Origin of the sequence: Limosilactobacillus reuteri subsp. reuteri (genome assembly GCF_000016825.1) — a bacterium.
In the GTDB taxonomy this organism is placed as follows: Bacteria; Bacillota; Bacilli; order Lactobacillales; family Lactobacillaceae; genus Limosilactobacillus; species Limosilactobacillus reuteri.
This window is the reverse complement of the sequence record NC_009513.1, coordinates 1,964,151-1,980,168: the sequence shown is the minus strand read 5'-3', so window position 1 is coordinate 1,980,168 and position 16,018 is coordinate 1,964,151. Positions and strand designations below refer to the sequence as shown.

The 16,018-nt window shown below is 36.2% G+C and carries 20 protein-coding genes, 2 pseudogenes and 1 other annotated feature; of the genes and pseudogenes, 9 read left to right on the top strand and 13 right to left on the bottom strand.

Annotated features, from left to right (window positions below):
* Position 1: 1 nt before the first annotated feature.
* Both LREU_RS10000 and hpt read right to left on the bottom strand, forming a co-directional pair.
* Positions 2-679, bottom strand: a complete 678-nt coding sequence (locus tag LREU_RS10000; protein ID WP_003669453.1) for an MgtC/SapB family protein — start codon at positions 677-679, stop codon at positions 2-4.
* 130 nt (positions 680-809) lie between these two features.
* The gene (gene hpt, locus LREU_RS09995) at positions 810-1,346 is read right to left on the bottom strand and encodes a hypoxanthine phosphoribosyltransferase (protein ID WP_003669452.1); all 537 of its coding nucleotides are present in this window, start codon (positions 1,344-1,346) and stop codon (positions 810-812) included.
* A 213-nt stretch (positions 1,347-1,559) separates the two neighbouring features.
* Here hpt and LREU_RS09990 point away from each other — a divergent pair, with 213 nt between their 5' ends.
* Positions 1,560-2,582 (top strand): serine hydrolase domain-containing protein, encoded by a 1,023-nt coding sequence (locus LREU_RS09990; protein WP_003669450.1) that lies wholly within the window; start codon positions 1,560-1,562, stop codon positions 2,580-2,582.
* 73 nt (positions 2,583-2,655) lie between these two features.
* Here the strand turns inward: LREU_RS09990 and LREU_RS09985 are convergent, their stop codons facing one another.
* A complete protein-coding gene (locus tag LREU_RS09985) occupies positions 2,656-2,982 on the bottom strand; it encodes an antibiotic biosynthesis monooxygenase family protein (RefSeq protein ID WP_003669446.1) in 327 nt (108 codons plus the stop codon).
* 19 nt (positions 2,983-3,001) lie between these two features.
* Positions 3,002-3,496: a prolyl-tRNA synthetase associated domain-containing protein gene (locus LREU_RS09980; RefSeq protein ID WP_003669444.1), complete on the bottom strand. Its 495-nt coding sequence runs from the start codon at positions 3,494-3,496 to the stop codon at positions 3,002-3,004.
* Between the two features lie 243 nt (positions 3,497-3,739).
* On the opposite strand from LREU_RS09980, the gene LREU_RS09975 reads away from it, so the two are divergent.
* Together LREU_RS09975 and LREU_RS09970 are read left to right on the top strand one after the other, a co-directional pair.
* Complete coding sequence (locus tag LREU_RS09975) at positions 3,740-4,000, top strand: type II toxin-antitoxin system RelB/DinJ family antitoxin (RefSeq protein WP_223659436.1); 261 nt, start codon at positions 3,740-3,742, stop codon at positions 3,998-4,000.
* Positions 3,990-4,316, top strand: coding sequence for a type II toxin-antitoxin system PemK/MazF family toxin (locus LREU_RS09970; protein WP_003669440.1), 327 nt, complete (start codon positions 3,990-3,992; stop codon positions 4,314-4,316). The genes LREU_RS09975 and LREU_RS09970 overlap by 11 nt, the downstream gene beginning before the upstream one ends.
* A 118-nt stretch (positions 4,317-4,434) precedes the next feature.
* Here the strand turns inward: LREU_RS09970 and LREU_RS10365 are convergent, their stop codons facing one another.
* The 3 genes and pseudogenes from LREU_RS10365 to LREU_RS10355 form a co-directional block, all read right to left on the bottom strand.
* Positions 4,435-4,794, bottom strand: coding sequence for a dihydrofolate reductase family protein (locus LREU_RS10365; RefSeq protein WP_225415004.1), 360 nt, complete (start codon positions 4,792-4,794; stop codon positions 4,435-4,437).
* A 215-nt stretch (positions 4,795-5,009) separates the two neighbouring features.
* Positions 5,010-5,231: pseudogene (locus LREU_RS10595) on the bottom strand (peptide ABC transporter ATP-binding protein); the annotation flags it as partial.
* Between the two features lie 49 nt (positions 5,232-5,280).
* Positions 5,281-5,568, bottom strand: a complete 288-nt coding sequence (locus LREU_RS10355) for a LytTR family DNA-binding domain-containing protein (protein WP_223660140.1) — start codon at positions 5,566-5,568, stop codon at positions 5,281-5,283.
* A 131-nt stretch (positions 5,569-5,699) separates the two neighbouring features.
* On the opposite strand from LREU_RS10355, the gene LREU_RS09960 reads away from it, so the two are divergent.
* Together LREU_RS09960 and LREU_RS09955 are read left to right on the top strand one after the other, a co-directional pair.
* Positions 5,700-6,668, top strand: coding sequence for an IS30 family transposase (locus LREU_RS09960; RefSeq protein ID WP_003669435.1), 969 nt, complete (start codon positions 5,700-5,702; stop codon positions 6,666-6,668).
* A 305-nt stretch (positions 6,669-6,973) separates the two neighbouring features.
* Entirely contained in the window at positions 6,974-7,282 is a 309-nt protein-coding gene (locus LREU_RS09955) for a hypothetical protein (protein ID WP_003669433.1), read from the top strand.
* Positions 7,283-7,495: 213 nt separating this feature from the next.
* On the opposite strand, the gene LREU_RS09950 is transcribed toward LREU_RS09955, so the two are convergent.
* The 5 genes from LREU_RS09950 to LREU_RS09925 all read right to left on the bottom strand — a co-directional run bounded on the left by LREU_RS09950 (position 7,496) and on the right by LREU_RS09925 (position 12,286).
* On the bottom strand, positions 7,496-8,173 hold the full coding sequence (locus tag LREU_RS09950; protein WP_003669432.1) for a dihydrofolate reductase family protein: 678 nt from the start codon (positions 8,171-8,173) through the stop codon (positions 7,496-7,498).
* Between the two features lie 101 nt (positions 8,174-8,274).
* Entirely contained in the window at positions 8,275-9,204 is a 930-nt protein-coding gene (locus LREU_RS09945; RefSeq protein ID WP_003669430.1) for an AEC family transporter, read from the bottom strand.
* A gap of 657 nt (positions 9,205-9,861) precedes the next feature.
* The gene (locus LREU_RS09935) at positions 9,862-11,022 is read right to left on the bottom strand and encodes a MalY/PatB family protein (protein ID WP_003669428.1); all 1,161 of its coding nucleotides are present in this window, start codon (positions 11,020-11,022) and stop codon (positions 9,862-9,864) included.
* Positions 11,023-11,036: 14 nt separating this feature from the next.
* Positions 11,037-11,879 carry a DUF3737 family protein gene (locus LREU_RS09930; protein ID WP_003669427.1) on the bottom strand — a complete coding sequence of 281 codons (843 nt, stop codon included), beginning with the start codon at positions 11,877-11,879 and terminating at the stop codon, positions 11,037-11,039.
* A gap of 86 nt (positions 11,880-11,965) precedes the next feature.
* Entirely contained in the window at positions 11,966-12,286 is a 321-nt protein-coding gene (locus tag LREU_RS09925) for a carboxymuconolactone decarboxylase family protein (RefSeq protein WP_003669426.1), read from the bottom strand.
* Between the two features lie 192 nt (positions 12,287-12,478).
* Here LREU_RS09925 and LREU_RS10350 point away from each other — a divergent pair.
* Together LREU_RS10350 and LREU_RS09920 are read left to right on the top strand one after the other, a co-directional pair.
* Positions 12,479-12,676: pseudogene (locus LREU_RS10350) on the top strand (aldo/keto reductase); the annotation flags it as partial.
* A gap of 102 nt (positions 12,677-12,778) precedes the next feature.
* Entirely contained in the window at positions 12,779-13,264 is a 486-nt protein-coding gene (locus tag LREU_RS09920; protein ID WP_003669425.1) for a flavodoxin, read from the top strand.
* Between the two features lie 58 nt (positions 13,265-13,322).
* On the opposite strand, the gene LREU_RS09915 is transcribed toward LREU_RS09920, so the two are convergent.
* Positions 13,323-14,192, bottom strand: a complete 870-nt coding sequence (locus tag LREU_RS09915) for a LysR family transcriptional regulator (protein ID WP_003669424.1) — start codon at positions 14,190-14,192, stop codon at positions 13,323-13,325.
* Between the two features lie 116 nt (positions 14,193-14,308).
* Between LREU_RS09915 and LREU_RS09910 the strand changes: the two genes are divergently transcribed.
* Both LREU_RS09910 and LREU_RS09905 read left to right on the top strand, forming a co-directional pair.
* Entirely contained in the window at positions 14,309-14,839 is a 531-nt protein-coding gene (locus tag LREU_RS09910; RefSeq protein WP_011953606.1) for a DapH/DapD/GlmU-related protein, read from the top strand.
* Between the two features lie 98 nt (positions 14,840-14,937).
* Positions 14,938-15,651, top strand: coding sequence for an alpha/beta hydrolase (locus LREU_RS09905; protein WP_003669422.1), 714 nt, complete (start codon positions 14,938-14,940; stop codon positions 15,649-15,651).
* A gap of 123 nt (positions 15,652-15,774) precedes the next feature.
* Positions 15,775-16,007 (top strand) — a binding site (T-box leader).
* Positions 16,008-16,018 lie beyond the last annotated feature (11 nt).

Here is a 16,018-nt window from a genome sequence, read left to right as displayed (position 1 = left end):
TTTATTCTAGCTCAACTTTTTTAATGTTGCCTAGCGCAGTGAGATCGGTAAAGACGTTTTCTGCTTTGAAGCCAGATCTTAATTCACCATAAAGTTGACAGGAGATTTTTCCGTCTCCATAATCATAGATCGAATATTTGAGCGGAACTTCAAAATATTTTTTGTTTAACTGAGTGATAAGTGCATGCAAATCATCAGTATTTCCTTCTAATTGAATAAAGCAGGAAAATCCTTTACCTTGTCTGAGTGCAAACTGATCTAGATATTTTCCGATAACTTCTGCTAAAAGAACGCAACAGGTGCCGATAATCCCAATACTGTATAAACCACTACCATAGGCAAGACCGATTGCGCCGGTAACCCAAATTCCAGCTGCCGTGGTTAAGCCATCAATTATTTGATCATGACGATTAATGATTGTCCCAGCGCCTAAAAAACCAATCCCGCTAACAACTTGAGCGGCAATCCGTGATGGGTCGACGTTCCAATTACTATGGGTAACTTTCAGTAAATCAAAAAAGCCATACTTAGAAATAATCATGACCATTGCTGCCCCTACCGCAATTAAGGCATGGGTCCGAATTCCCGCCATTTTAGCCTTGCTTTTTCGCTCAAACCCAATGATTCCACCGCACAAGGCAGCCATGAGCATCCGTAAACACCAATCCAGCCTAAGCAACGATTACCCCTCCTTTACCAAAAATCAATTATTATCAATTTTATTAGCCTAACTGTACTATATCGCGTTTAAGTGTTTAAAGCCAAAAAGAAAGCTGAAAGAAATAACATTTTCTCTCAGCCTTTAACTATTATTCATATACGGAACGTTTTAGGACGCCCACGAATGGAAGATTACGGTAAAGTCCATTAAAGTCTAAGCCGTATCCGACAATAAATTCATTTGGTACTTTAAAGCCAACGTAATCGGCTTCAACATCAACTTCACGACGGTCTGGCTTATCGAGTAAGGAACAGATTTCAATACTCTTCGCGCCACGATCAGCGAAAAGATCAGCGAGATACTTTAATGTATGGCCAGTATCAATAATGTCTTCCATAATAATAACTGGTCGATCCTTAATATCGTGGGAAAGATCTTGAATTAATTTAACTTTTCCAGTGGATTCTGAACTTTCTTCATAACTAGAGACATCGACATAATCAACGTTTAGCTTGAAATTAAGGCGCTTCATCATTTCACTAGTGAAAATCATTGCTCCTGTCATTACGGAAACTAAAACTGGAAATTCATCTTGGTATTTTTCAGTAAGGGTATTGGCAAGTTCATCTAAGCGTTGGTTGACTTGATCTTGAGTATATAAAACTTTTTCGACGTCGTTATTCATTCTAGCTCTCCCTTGATAATGTTCGTCATTTACGAACTGTTTTTGCGGTTTTTATTTATTGACGTTAGAATTTTAACATAAATCGAATGAATTTAAAGTGTTCTAGCAAGAAAAATCAGATTTTTGTTCTGCTTTGTAAGATGAGGCATAAAATTTGTATAATACAGGTAGATATTTTTTGAAAACGGATGCCTGGAAGGGATACTTATAATTATGAAAAAAGTTAACTTATATATTTTTTTGACGCTCTGTTCCTTTGCCATCTTCTTATTGACCACGCCATCAAAGATAAAGGCAGAAGTAGTTGACAAGCAAACGCAACATCAACTTCAAGATTATATGAAGAACCATCATATTAATGGGGTGATGCTAGTTAATGGCAAAGATGGGAAGCCAGTTACCATTGAGAATAATGAAACCACGAATAAGGATCAAATCGTAAAGGCGGATCGACTATTTCCCACGGCATCGCTTCAAAAGATTGTAACGGGAACCGCTGTCTACCAATTAAGGCAAAAAAAGCAATTAGATTGGGACACTTCGCTAAGTAAGTATTACCCGCAGATTGACGGTAGTAAAGAGATTACAATTCGGGAATTAATGAACCATACCAGTGGCTTGATTAATAATGATCGTCCATTTGAACCACTTAGAGGCCAAAAAGCCCAAATTGCTTATATGCTTAAACATCTCAAGTATGATCATACGCATACATGGGATTATCAAGATGTTGATTATGAAATCTTGGCAGCCATTATTAGTAAGCAAACGCATCAAAGCTATAATACCTATATTCGAAAAAACTTTGCTAAACCGCTCCATCTTCACCAAATTAAAGACTTTTCTGAAGTTTCAAAAAAGGAAATTCCACAACCTATGGATCCAACAGTTGATTGGCACCGGGTAACTGTAACGACCTCCTCAGACTTTGGAGCAGGGAACCTTTTTATATCGCCAAATGATTACTGGAAGTTTGTATATAATGAGGTGCTGAAAGATCCCAAAATGATCAATGAATACTACCAACAGGCGCAGCATCAAGAAGTTGCCTATTTTGGTGGAGTCTACTTTGATGGGGACGTTATTCGCGCAAATGGGAGTATTCCTGGATATAACAGTTGCTTTGTCGCTGATTACAAGACAAAACGAATGATTATGCTATTCTCTAATAATATCGATTATCTAAAATTAAAGGCAACGTCGGATGATATTCTCCATAATTATATGGAACACTAAATCGCTAAATAAAAATTCTCTAAGTCTTCATCAAACTAAAGGACTTAGAGAATTTTTTTGATGTTATAGCTGCTTATTTTCGCAAGAATTTATTATCCTTATCCGGTAATTTTTCTGGGATAAAGCGTTCTGCATGCATGTGTAAATTATATTTTTCACGCAATTTAGCTAATTCCGCCATCATCGGTGAATCATGATCAGCGTCTAATGCTTCTTGACTTTCCCAGGTGTCAATTAAAAGAATCGTATGGGGATCATCAAGTGGTTGAAAGTATTCGTATTTTAGATTACCAGGTTGTTGACGAATTTGATCCGCAATTCCCCGCTCTTCCATTTCCTGGGCAAACTTTTTAGCATTATCACCCTCACCAGTGTAGTAAAGATTCATTGTAAAACTCATGGTTATTCCTCCTATTTTTCTATAGATCAATAATTTCTGGTTCAAAATCAATCTGCTTAAGAAATTTGAACAGGTCATCTGTCTTAATAAAAATTGTATGAGTATTTTCATTGGGATGGAAAGTCTGAATTGGTTCGTCGACAATGTCCTTGTCAAAATATACCTTTACATTATGAGCTTCATTATTCAGCAGGCCAAATGGTGAAACAATTCCTGGTGCTAAGCCAAGCTGTTCTTGTAGATACTCTGGTCGGGCCATTGAAACTCTTTTAGCTCCAGTTAGGGCCATAAATTCATGAAAGTCCATCGGTTTTTTGTCATCCATAATCACCATGTAGAAATTCTTTTTCTTCCCTTTCAGAAACATGGTTTTAGTTCGAACACCTTGGTGACCAGCGATATATGCATCAGCTTCTTCAGTGGTGTGAGCAGCAGGGTGATCAATCACAGTATAATCAGTTATGCCGAAATTCTTTAGGGCATCTTTAACTTGTTGGTAAGTTCCTAATGTCATAATTTCGCTCCTTAATTAAATCACTTGTCATGAAACGCTTACATTAATTATAAAGCAAATTAAGCAATTAGATGAGCCAATATTTTTTCTGTAAAACTTGTTGCAATTAATACTAGGGATCGAACTTAATATTTTTATGGAAGAAATTTTAATCGAAGCTCTTGTTACTTAGTAGGAAATGTCATAATAACCATTATTATTTATAATCACAATATGTTATTATATGATCATGAGGTGATTATAATGAGTTCGAAAGTTCAAGTAAACATTGATCCAGAATTAAAACAGTCAGCGGAGAATATTATAAAAGAAATTGGTTTAACCCCAACAGCTGTAATAAATGGAATGTATAAACAAATAGTTGCCACAGGGAAAATACCTCTTAGTTTTTCTTTGACATCAAGACAAAGGGCGGAGTTGGAGTTAAGAGAAGTATCCAAGAAAATTCCAGTTCGAGAAATTAAGACAAAAGAGGAACTTGAGGAATTTTTTAATGAGGACTAATCAAATTTATACTGCTTATGTATCTTGGGGTTTAGATGGGAAAAGGCGTCCAGTTTTGATCGTAGAAGATAAAAATAAAAATGTCTTTTACTATAGAATAACAAGCAAATACAAAAATAAGTCTGAGAGAATTAAGAAAAATTATTTTCCTCTTATGGATTGGAAAATAGAAGGACTTGATAAGCAGTCATATATTGATGTGGGAGATATTATTAAGCTTTCAAAAGAACATGTGTCTTTTAGGCTTGTTGGAGAATTGTCAATACGTGATATTGAAGCGCTGGTAGAATTTATTCGCAATCGATATGAGATATAAAGACAAAAACGTCGCAGAAAAATTCTGTGGCGTTTTGTTTTGCAACTTGCGAAGAAATTAAAGCATAAACGCATAGAATCACAGTAATTTACCACGACCCTATGCGTTCAAATTTTAGTTACTTAACCAAATACCGTAACCAGACCGCTCCATCATCAAAACTTGCAACATCTTTTAATTGCAGAGCGATTGGACGACTGCTTTCTGGACGGCCATCAAAAAGACTTGGCTGACCAGTTCGCCCATCGGCACCAGCACCAATTAAAATGCTGATTTCATCAACTAATCCAGCTTCAAGAAAACCACCGTTGATTTTTCCGCCGCCAACAATTGCTAGACGATTAATATTGAATTCATCAGTAAGGATTTCCATTGCCTTGGCTAGATCAATTTGATCTTTCCCAGATGCGATCCATGAAATATTTTGGCTGTTGAGGTAATCAAGGCAATCTTTCGTAATTTGTTCACTCGTAACGATTTAGAAAAAGGCCTCTTTTGCCTTAAGATGTAGGCGTTCAAGCCAAAGTCAATAAGGGAAAAGAGGTAATAAGAATATGGTTAATAATTAAACAAGTTAACCATATAAAAAGTATAGACAGAAAATTATATAATCAATATTGAAAGATTATATGGCTATTGTATAAGCTAAGAATACTTAATCGTTATGCAAAATTGAATAAAAACAGCCTCTATTTATTGTGTTTGCATAAGTTTAAAATATAACGATTTATTTTTGAGAAGTTCTTCATGAGAACCCTGTTCAACAATTTTGCCATTATCAATAACTGTAATATTATTTGTAATTCGAGCTATTGAAAGACGATGGGCAATAAAGATAATTGTTTTTGAAGATAATGCCATGAGATTTTTGATTAGTTTCTCTTCTGTTAAAACATCAAGTGCAGTAGTTCCATCAGTAGTAGTTTTTGTAAATTTTTGCAGAGTTGCTAATCTACAATCAGTCTTATTGACTTGATTTATATAGATTATTTAATTCTTTAGATCTGCTTCTAGAATACTTAAGATAATCATTGTTGGAAAACTTAATAAGCCGTTTTTTAGTATTAATTGTTTCAACATTTTGTAAGTTAATTAAGCTAGACTGAGAAGCCTTGAAAAATAGAGGATAATTTTGTTCAATTGTTTTAATATCACCTGAGAATTCCCCTTGACCATTAGATGTAACAATCTTTAATTTATGAGGGAATTTTGTAGTAGAGATATAAAGGATATTACTGAAGTTTACATTTATAATCCTTGTACCAACTTTATAACTGAATGTATTTTTTTTAATATCGCCGTTTGTAAAATTAAGTTAGAAAAAATAAAAAGCCATTTGTGATAGACTTTTGAGTATCCCTAATCAAAAGAAAGGCAATCACAATGACCTATAAACATCTTACCACACGCGAATTAACTCTCATAGCTGATTTTTGGTATCAAGGCACTAAAGCTTATCGGGCCGCTAAATTACTTCAACGTAGTCAAGAAACCATCTATCGTGTTTATCGTTTCCTCAATAACGGTAAAACCATCGACCAATATCTTCAGACTTATCAGCGTCATAAACGTCGTTGTGGTCGGAAGCAGACCCAACTGCCAACTATCGAGGTTAACTATATCCATGCGCAAATCAAGGCTGGTTGGACTCCTGATACTATTATTGGTCGTGATGAGCACCCGATTAGCTGCAGTATGCGCACCCTTTATCGCATGTTTGTCCGCAATCAGTATGGCTTTTCCGTTAAACAGCTACCGATGAAAGGAAAACGCCATCCCAATGGCTATGTGGAACGTCGTGGTAAAGCTGGCCAATTAGGACGCAGTATCTATCAACGATATCGTGATTTCCCGCATTACCAACATGAATTTGGACACTTTGAAGCTGATACAGTTCAAGGTAAAGCTCACCGCGGAGCGGTAATGACGCTAGTAGAGCGACAATCCAAAGTAATGATTGTCCTTAATATTCATCATAAAACAGACGAAGCAGTGAATTGCCAGCTTGACCAATGGCTCGCTAAACTGCCACGTCACTTTGTTAAATCAATTACTTTTGATAATGGGAAAGAATTTGCTGGATGGCGAGAGATAGCCAATAAGTATGATCTTCATACCTATTTTGCGGAAGTCGGTGCTCCCAATCAACGAGGGTTAAACGAAAATAATAACGGCATCTTGCGTCGTGACGGTCTTAGCAAAAAGCTAGATTTTCGCCATTTACCAAACGAACTAGTCACTCAGCTAATGCACCGTCGCAACAATATCCCACGAAAGTCGCTTAATTATCGTACACCACTAGAAGTATTCATGAGTTATGTCACAGAAGAACAGCTTTCAACTTTTTTCTAATTTAAATTGACATTTCGGGGTATTTAATATTTGATTACAATTTTGGCATGATATCTATGTCAATCTTTTGTGGACTTTCACTATTAATTAGTAATCTAGGGAAGAAATTTTTATATCTGCAAGCACTATTGTTCATAATATATGGATTATTACTTTTTATAGTTCATCCAAGCACATGGATAGTTTCTGTAATTTTGATCTTAATTGGAATAGTTTTCTTTATATTTTATTTTAGAGGCTAAACTGGCTTCTAGAATAGTTAGAGTCGGAGTAAAAAGTTGTTTTGACTATCATGGGGAGTTTTAATGATTTTGATTGATTTTTTGAAAAAGAATAAGTGGAATATAATTGCAATATTAATATTTTTCATTATTTGTGTATACTATGCATACAATAAGAATATTGTTGCTTCTACATCTTCTTTACTTTGTGCAATCTTATGGCTGATTGATTGTTTAAAGAAACAATATTTTTTCTTAGCAGGAATAGCACTAATCTCATATGCCGTGTTTATTTTAATTATTCGGGCAGATTTATGGCCGGGAGCAGTCGCATGTATAGTAATAGGATTGTTTATCTTATTTTTCTATCTAAAGAAACTTAAAAAGCAATAATCTAGAGAATAAAAGGTATGATCCCAGTTGGATATTGGAATCATACCTTTTTATCTTGCACTTCAACTTTATAAATTTCATTACGCAAGACTCTTCGTTACTTTAGTTTAAATATTCAAAGTATATGCGAGAGTTCTTGCGTTTTCTTGTTTTTAAAGCACAAACGCATAGAATCACAGTAAATTACCAGGACCCTATGCGTTCAAATTTCAGTTACTTAACCAAATACCGTAACCAGACCGCTCCATCATCAAAACTTGTAACATCTTTTAATTGCAGAGCGATTGGACGACTGCTTTCTGGACGGCCATCAAAAAGGCTTGGTTGACCGGTTCGCCCATCGGCACCAGCCCCAATTAAAATACTGATTTCATCAACTAATCCCGCTTCCAGGAAACCGCCATTGATTTTTCCGCCACCAACAATTGCTAAACGGTCAATATTGAATTCATCAGCAAGGATTTCCATTGCCTTGGCTAGATCAATTTGATCTTTCCCAGTTGCGATCCATGAAATATTTTGACGATTGAGGTAATCAAGGTAATCTTTCGTAACTTGTTCACTCGTAATAATTAGGTGAGAGAAGTTATTACCATTTTCCTTGCCCCATTGTAAAGTTCCCTTAGTGTCGACAATGATATTATAACTATCAGCAATTGCATTTTTAGCAAAGTCAGTTTTACCAAGGATTTCTTTGTTTTGCGGATTAAATTTACCACCACGTGTCAATTCGGTTTCTGCAGTAACACGTCCACTAATCCTTGTAGGAACATCTAAACTGTCCAATGTAGAATAGTATTCGGGTTCACCGGCTAATTGGGCCGTCATTTCACAATCAATTCGTCCATCAACTGATGTCATCATATGGACGATAATATATGGTTTATTCATTTATAAAGCCTCCTTAATATCTAATTCCATCATAGATTAAGGAGGCTATTATTTGAAATGCTTATTATATTTAATCCTTTATTCAAAAATCGTATATATCATTACCATAGACTAGCAAACCAATAGACTAATGGAATAGTTACTAAACTCAAAATGGTTGAAATACTCATTAAGACGGTTGCTGGCCGTGCATCCCCATTTGATTGTAAGGTAAAAAGAACGACTAATCCTGCTACTGGACATGCACTAAGAATTACTGTGGTGAAGAGTGGAACACCAGTAATTCCCAATAATAATAAGATAATTGTTCCTAGAATCGGGAAGAAAATATTCCTTACGAAGAGACTTCCCCAGAGTGCAGTTGGTAATTTGATATTTTTAATACTTAGGTTTGCAAGATTACTTCCGATGACAATCATTGATAGTGGAGTAAACGCTGGACTGGTGTAATCAATAAAACCAGAAATTAATTTTGGCAACCGAAAAGAACTAATGAATAGGAAAAGACCAATAATAATAGCAATAATATTAGGATTTAAAATAATTTTCTTTAACTGTGTTCCCCAATCATGAGGCTGCCGTTTTTGAAAAATTCCAATTCCCTGAGTCCACGACATGACATTAAAACCAATCATTGAAGCGACGGCATAGAAGACACCCACACTTCCGAAAAGCCCTTGTGCTAATGGAACGCCCATAAAGCCATTATTAGAATAGATACTTCCATAAGTTGCAATTTGACGAATATTTTGGTCCTTTACTTTATGAAAAAGTAGTTTTGCAATCAAAATTGAAACAAAATAGGTCAGAAAGACACCAGCAATCAATAGTAATAATTGATAAAATCGTGATCGCGAAAACGGCTGTTCAAAGGCCTTAATAATTACGATTGGCGATAAAAAGTAGAGTGTAATATTGGTTAAATCATTAATTGATTGTGGATGGAGAAATCCGAGCTTTCTAATAACTGCTCCTAAAAGCATTAGTAAGAAAATAATGACGACTTGGTTAAAAATTTGCCCAATCGACATTGCACCACTTCCTTCAGTTAAAAATCACAATTACTATTTTATAACAAAAAATCTTTTTCTTTTTTTGTTGACGGGTAACATAAAAAATAAGGATTTTATTGAGGGTGCCGATGTTCACCGTGATCAACGGCAAAAGATTCTTAATAATGCATTAGCAGAAGCAAAATCGATGGCGAAAGTGTTTTGATATAATGGCCTTAATAATAGATAGTGGGGCCAAGTAATGAATAAAGAAAACGAAGAAACAATAACTAAGATTCGCCATACGATTGAACTATTACGTGTACAACACAGCAATATTCATGGCTCATAAGGACAGCAGTGGATTCAAGAACACTTAACCGATAAAAATTGAAGCAAGAAGTACTTAATTTGTCGATTATCGCATTCCATATTCTGTCCACGCTTGAATCAAGTGAACAGACAGGAATAGAAATCGCTGAAAAATAATGTTACACGAGCCGCAAAAAAAGTTTCATATGAAACTTTTTTGCCTTTTGGGAAGTTAAAGTAAAAAAGGCCGGACAGTTAAAGAAGTTAAGATTGATGCTGGCTCGAAAAAAGTATTAAATGTTGAAAACGATCATTAATAAAATCCCCCGCATGTGTCAAAGTTGCATGTGGGGGATTTTGCAATGATCTTCGGTGACTCAGCGTCTACTGATTAAGAGCAGCCACTAATCTTTCTAAACCATCTTTGACTTGTGAACGAGGATAGGCGATGTTAATGCGAATAAACTGACTGCCATTGCCATGATAATAAGTTCCTGGATTAATAATTAACCCAGTTTGTTCGCGAATCTTTTGTGCTAAAGCAGTGCTGTTATTAGTTACTGCACTAACATCAATCCACACAAGATAAGTTGCTGTTCCAGGAACAACATGGAGCTGAGGAAGGTTAGTGCGAATGAATTTTTCAAGATATTTCCGGTTTCCCAGTAAATACTGTTTGAGCTGATGAAGCCAGTCTGCACCTTGCGTATAAGCAGCGATTGTTCCAGGAATTGCTAAGAGGTTTGGTTCTGCTACTTCATATTTATTGATTGCGCGCGTAAAGTGTTCCCGCAAAAGAGGATTAGGAACGATTCCCGTCGCAGCATGAAGGGCCGCCACGTTAAATGTCTTACTGGTTGATACTAATGTAACCACGTTTTGGCGACAATCTTCTGGTAAGGAAAAAGTAGGAGTGTAGTCTGGGCCCGTTAATACTAGATCACCATGAATTTCGTCACTAATAACTATGATACCGTACTTTTGAGCTAGCTTAATAATCCGAATTAACTCATCGCGCGACCAAACATAACCAGTAGGATTGTGGGGATTACATAAAATCATCAGCGTAGTAAGCGGGTTGCTCATTTTTTCTTCAAGGTCATCCCAATCGACAGAATAAGTATATGTAGATTGATCATATTTTAGCTGAGTAGGAAAAGCATGACGGCCGCTATTGAGGATAGAATTGTAAAACGTATTGTAAACCGGCTCCATTAACAGGACATTATCGCCTTCATGACTTAAATAATTAACACAGGCAGTAATAGAAGGGATAACACCAGTTGCGAACCGCATCCAAGAGGTATCAGCTTCCGCGTTATGCTCGGTTTTATACCAGGAAGCAACTGCATTAAAGTATTCCTCATTCGGATATTCATAACCAAAAGCACCTGAATCAATCTTCTTTTTCATTGCGGCCATAATTTCAGGAGCAGTTTTGAAGTCCATATCAGCAGTTGTCATTGGTAATTCATTCGGCTTAACATCCCATTTTTCAGAATTGGTGTGACGCCGATCGAGAATTGTATCAAAATCATATTCCATAATTTTTTCACCCTCTACTTTCTTTGGATAATTTGAATTTTGCTTGAATCAATTTGGGGATCATCCATAATAATTTCATCAGCGTGATCAACGGTGATTTTACCACTAATTGGGTTCTTGATACTCATAATAGTACCTTTTAGCTCGGCATCAATATTAGTACATAATTCAAAGGCGAGGTCAGTTCGCAAAGCACGACAATTCTTCATCGTTAAGTGATCGACATAGCATAATCCCTGATCGCTTTCGATTGTGCAATTAATAAAAGTAATGTTCTTGGTATTCCAAGCAAGGTACTCACCACTGATCTTAGAATCATAAATTGTGACGTTCTTACAGTTCCAAAAGGCGTCCTTTGATACTAAGCGTGAGTTATGAACTTCAACATTTTTAGCTCCATCAAAAACATAATTTCCGACAAGATCAAGATGGTCGACATAAATGTTTTCACTATTCATCCCGAAATAATCACCAGTAGCGTAGACATCTTTCATCTGAATATTTTTACAACTCCACATTGTTTCACTAGCATCTGTAAAGTGGACGTGGTTAAGGGTAATCCCATCACAGCGACGAAATTCTTTAGGCGCTTGAATTGTACTGTCAGTAATTTCAATATCGTTGGTATACCAAATTCCAGAACGTGACATTTCTTCAAAAATTGTATTGGTTACTTTAATGTGATCGGAATACCAAAGAGGATACTTCCATGTGAAGAGCACGCCATCAAGAGTTAAGTTAGCAGTTTCTTTTAATGGTGATTCACCCTTACCAAAAGTAGTATTGACTAAATGCGCATCTCGGAGACCATAAAGAGGACGTTCCCCATCATAATAGGCTTCTTTAATTTCTTCCATCCTAATTACCTCACTATCCTTAATTAATTTTATAATAGGCCGAAAATAAAAAACGCGCCATTAAAGACACGTTTTAAATTAATTTTTTAATCGTCCCATACTTTTTTAGCAACGTTGAATGCGGACCAAGCATTTGGCCAGCCAACGTAGAACGCTAATTGAGTAATAATTTCCGCAATTTCATCTTTTGTAATACCGTTGTTCTTAGCAGTTTGCATGTGGTAAGGGAGTTGTTCAAAGGCACCCTTTGTAATCAACGCGGTAACGGTTAGAAGACTCCGATCACGAAGGCTTAATTCCTTTTCCCGTGACCAAACCTGTCCGAATAATACATCATCATTTAATTCTGCAAATTTAGGGGCGAAATCACCAAGTTGGTCGCGACCAGCTGTTTGTTTCTTTGCCATGAAAATCTTCCTTTCTCAACTGTTGTGTTTAATTACTTTTACTATAAGCCGAGATAGATAAAATGGAAAATACTTATATTAAGTAGGTAATAATGCAAAAAATGAATAATTATAAATGGTTTGTCCTCATTAAATTGAAACTTAGTGTTAAATGTATAGTGTTAAAATTAAAACCAGTTATAAAGACGTTGAGAAGGAATTGTTGTCTTTCCTAAATCTGTTCACAAAACACGAATTAAGAGTAATCTTGATATTTTTGACTTCGAATTAACGGATGAAGAAATGGACCAAATTCGGGCCCATGATAAAGGCAAGGGAATGCACGATCCGGATGCACCCGGGGTTGGTGAAATGTTATTAAATGCATATGATCTTCATGCTACTGATTAATACTTTTAAAGCATAGATAAGGATTGATTATAAGCATTTTTCATCATTGCTTTTTTACGTTAAAATTTATACCACGTTTTAAGATAAAGGAGGCCCTCAAGAATGGCAGAGACCCTTGTTTTATACTATTCCGCAACTAACACTACGAAGAAGATTGCAGAACAAGTTGCGCAAAAGTTAAATGCTGATATAGTAGAAATTCATCCGGCACAACCATATACCGCTGCTGACCTTAATTGGCATGATGAAAGCAGTCGGACAACGGTTGAACAACACGAGCATAATAGTCGTGTTGACATTAAGGATGATTTACCAGATATTACTAACTACGATAATATTGTTATTGGTCATCCAATTTGGTGGGCAATTCCACCGCGGATGATTAGTACGGTGATTGATCATCTTGATTTAAACGGGAAGAATTTAGCACTATTTGCTACTTCTAGTGGGACAAACTATAAGCGTTCACAAAGTTATGTTGAACGTACTATCGATGAAAATGGCTATGATACTAAGGTCAACCAAGGAGCAATCTTAAATAACCCACGTCAAATTGATGGCTGGATTGACTCACTTAATTTTAAATAAAGAGAAGCGCTGAGACTGGAGAAATCCAGTTATTCAGCGCTTTTTGTAATGGCAAGATTCATTGCCCTTCCTTTAAGCGATTCAAGAAAAGCTGCGCAACATTAGATAGCTGACGATTTTTATTCCAAATCAGATTATTTTGATCAGTAACAGTAGGAGTTAAGGGACGAAAGACAAGGTCGGTCCCAGTAATATTGATTAAATTTTTATAGGTTAGTGCAAGACAGGCCCCGGTTTCTGCTAAGAGACGAGCATTAAAAATTAAATTATACTGGCCAATAAAGTTGTACTGATCAATCAATGAACCAGCCCACACCCGAAACACATCCTGCTCTTTAGATTGAGCTGACGTAATAATAGGGACACCCTTTAGATCTTCCGGAGTAATCTTTTCCTTTTCTGCAATCGGATGATCTTTTCGGACTAAGATTCCCCAGATATTCTTTTGCGGCAACCTAATTGAATGATAATCTAGGAGCTTTTCTGGTCCCATTATGATTCCAAAATCCAAGGTACCGTTATTTAAGCGCTGATAGATTTGATCGCTATCACCACTTACTAAGTTAATCTTAACATCTGGATACTTTTTGATAATATCACCAATTACTGTCATTACAGGATGAATAGCTGTACTTTCTCCAGCACCGATATCTAATGTTCCGCTAATGATCTTTTGCGATTGTAGGTCGGTTTCAGTTTTGTTAACGAGGCCAGTAATCTCTTGTGCCCGTTCATATAAATAGTAACCTTCTTGGGTAAGTTTGATTTGCCGGTGTCCTCGTTCAAGTAAAGTAATCCCAAGTTCCTTTTCAAGATCCATTAATTGTCGTGATAGTGTCGGTTGAGAAATATGTAATCTTTTAGCGGCATTTGAAATGTTCTTTTCTTGAACTACTTCGATAAAATACCTCAGTACACGAACTTCCATTTTGATCACTCCAATATGCTTTTTAACTATAGTATGTCATTAAATATAAGTATTTAACATTATTATAAAAATTCGATAAGATATAAACAATAATTTTGAGCAAAAGAGGGATGAAAATGAAAGAGATTCAAAAAGAAGAACTTGCGACAATCACGGCAACGGCTTTAAAAAATCAAGACATACTTCAACAATTGAATAGTCGACCAGCATCACAAAGAGAAATTCGCCACGTCCTTAATGATGTAACTGGTCAAAAAATAGATGACTCTGTTGAAATTCGCTTACCGATCCGTAGTGATTACGGAGCTAACCTGAAAATTGGGAAACAAGTATTTATCAACAGTGGTGCGATGTTTACTGATCTTGGCGGAATTGAATTAGAAGATAAAGTGTTAGTCGGACCCAATGTCACAATTATTTCGGTAAATCATTCACTGGATCCAGAAAAGCGCCATGGGGTTGAATTGAAGGCAGTCCTTATTAAGGAAAATGCATGGCTTGGCGCAAACGCGACAATCTTACCAGGCGTTACAGTTGGAGAGAATGCTGTTGTTGCAGCGGGAGCAGTTGTTAGTAAAGATGTTCCTGCCAATACTGTTGTTGCAGGCGTTCCTGCTAAAGTGATTAAGAAAATCGGAGGCGAATAATATGTCATTTGGATACATTACCCCATTATCAGAAAACGTTGAACGGCAAAGTATTAATTTTAAAAATCGTTATGGATTAAAATTAGCCGGTGACCTTGATGATCGGGATGTTTAAATACCATTTAAGCATTAAGCAGCTCAAACAATTCTTTGATGCAGTTGACAAAAAAGGGAGGGTAACTTTTAACCGCCCAATTCCAGCAAATGCCGTTAATCCGATTGTGGAAGTTAACCTTGAAGATAATAAATTAAGTGCATATCAAGATGATTACACGCAAGGTTATCATCGTGGCGGTGAATATGTAAAAAATGTGGTATTAGCTTTAGAAAAACAACACTATTATAAGCAAATTAACCTTGTGGGCCATTCAATGGGAAACTTGGAAATTATCAATTATATTAATGACAATGTAAATGATAAAAGCCTTCCGCAAGTAGCCCACTTAGTAGCGATTGCTGGACACTATAATGGACTGGTAGGGCAAAGTGAGACGCAAAATGCTAAGATAAATCCAAAGACCGGCGAACCAGAGAAAATGGACTCTGCCTACCGCGAATTACTTGGGTTACGGCAGACCTTTCCGAAAAATACAGCCGTGTTAAATATTTATGGGGATGTTGGGGATGGCAGCCATTCGGACGAAGATGTACCGGTAAATTCTGCTAAATCATTAAAGTATTTAGTCAGTGATCGTGCAAAATCATACCGCGAAGTTGAAATTCATGGAAAGAATGCCCAACACAGTAAACTTCACAATAACAGTCAAGTAAACCGTGAATTGATTAAATTCTTGTGGGAAGAGTCAAATTAGTTGATACTGTGCATATTTTGTGAATAATGATCCATGACAATGTTATTTTTAATGATTTTCTAATTTAACTCTTGTTTTTCTCATTTTCACGTGATATTCTACTAATAATCAATTAAGAGAAATTAAAAAACGTTGACCGAGAATCGTCAATTCTGCTGAATTAAGAGAGCCGGTGGTTGGTGGAAACCGGTAGGAGGTAGTTGCGACAAATCCCTCGCGAGTTGTATGCCGAAATAATAGTAGAACATACTGGTAGCAGCCATTATCTTGCCGATTAATTGCCATTGTGGGCAGTTGATTGAGGCAACCCTTGTGTTGTAAATAAAGGTGGTACCACGTTGATAGACGTCCTTTTAGTTCTTAATAG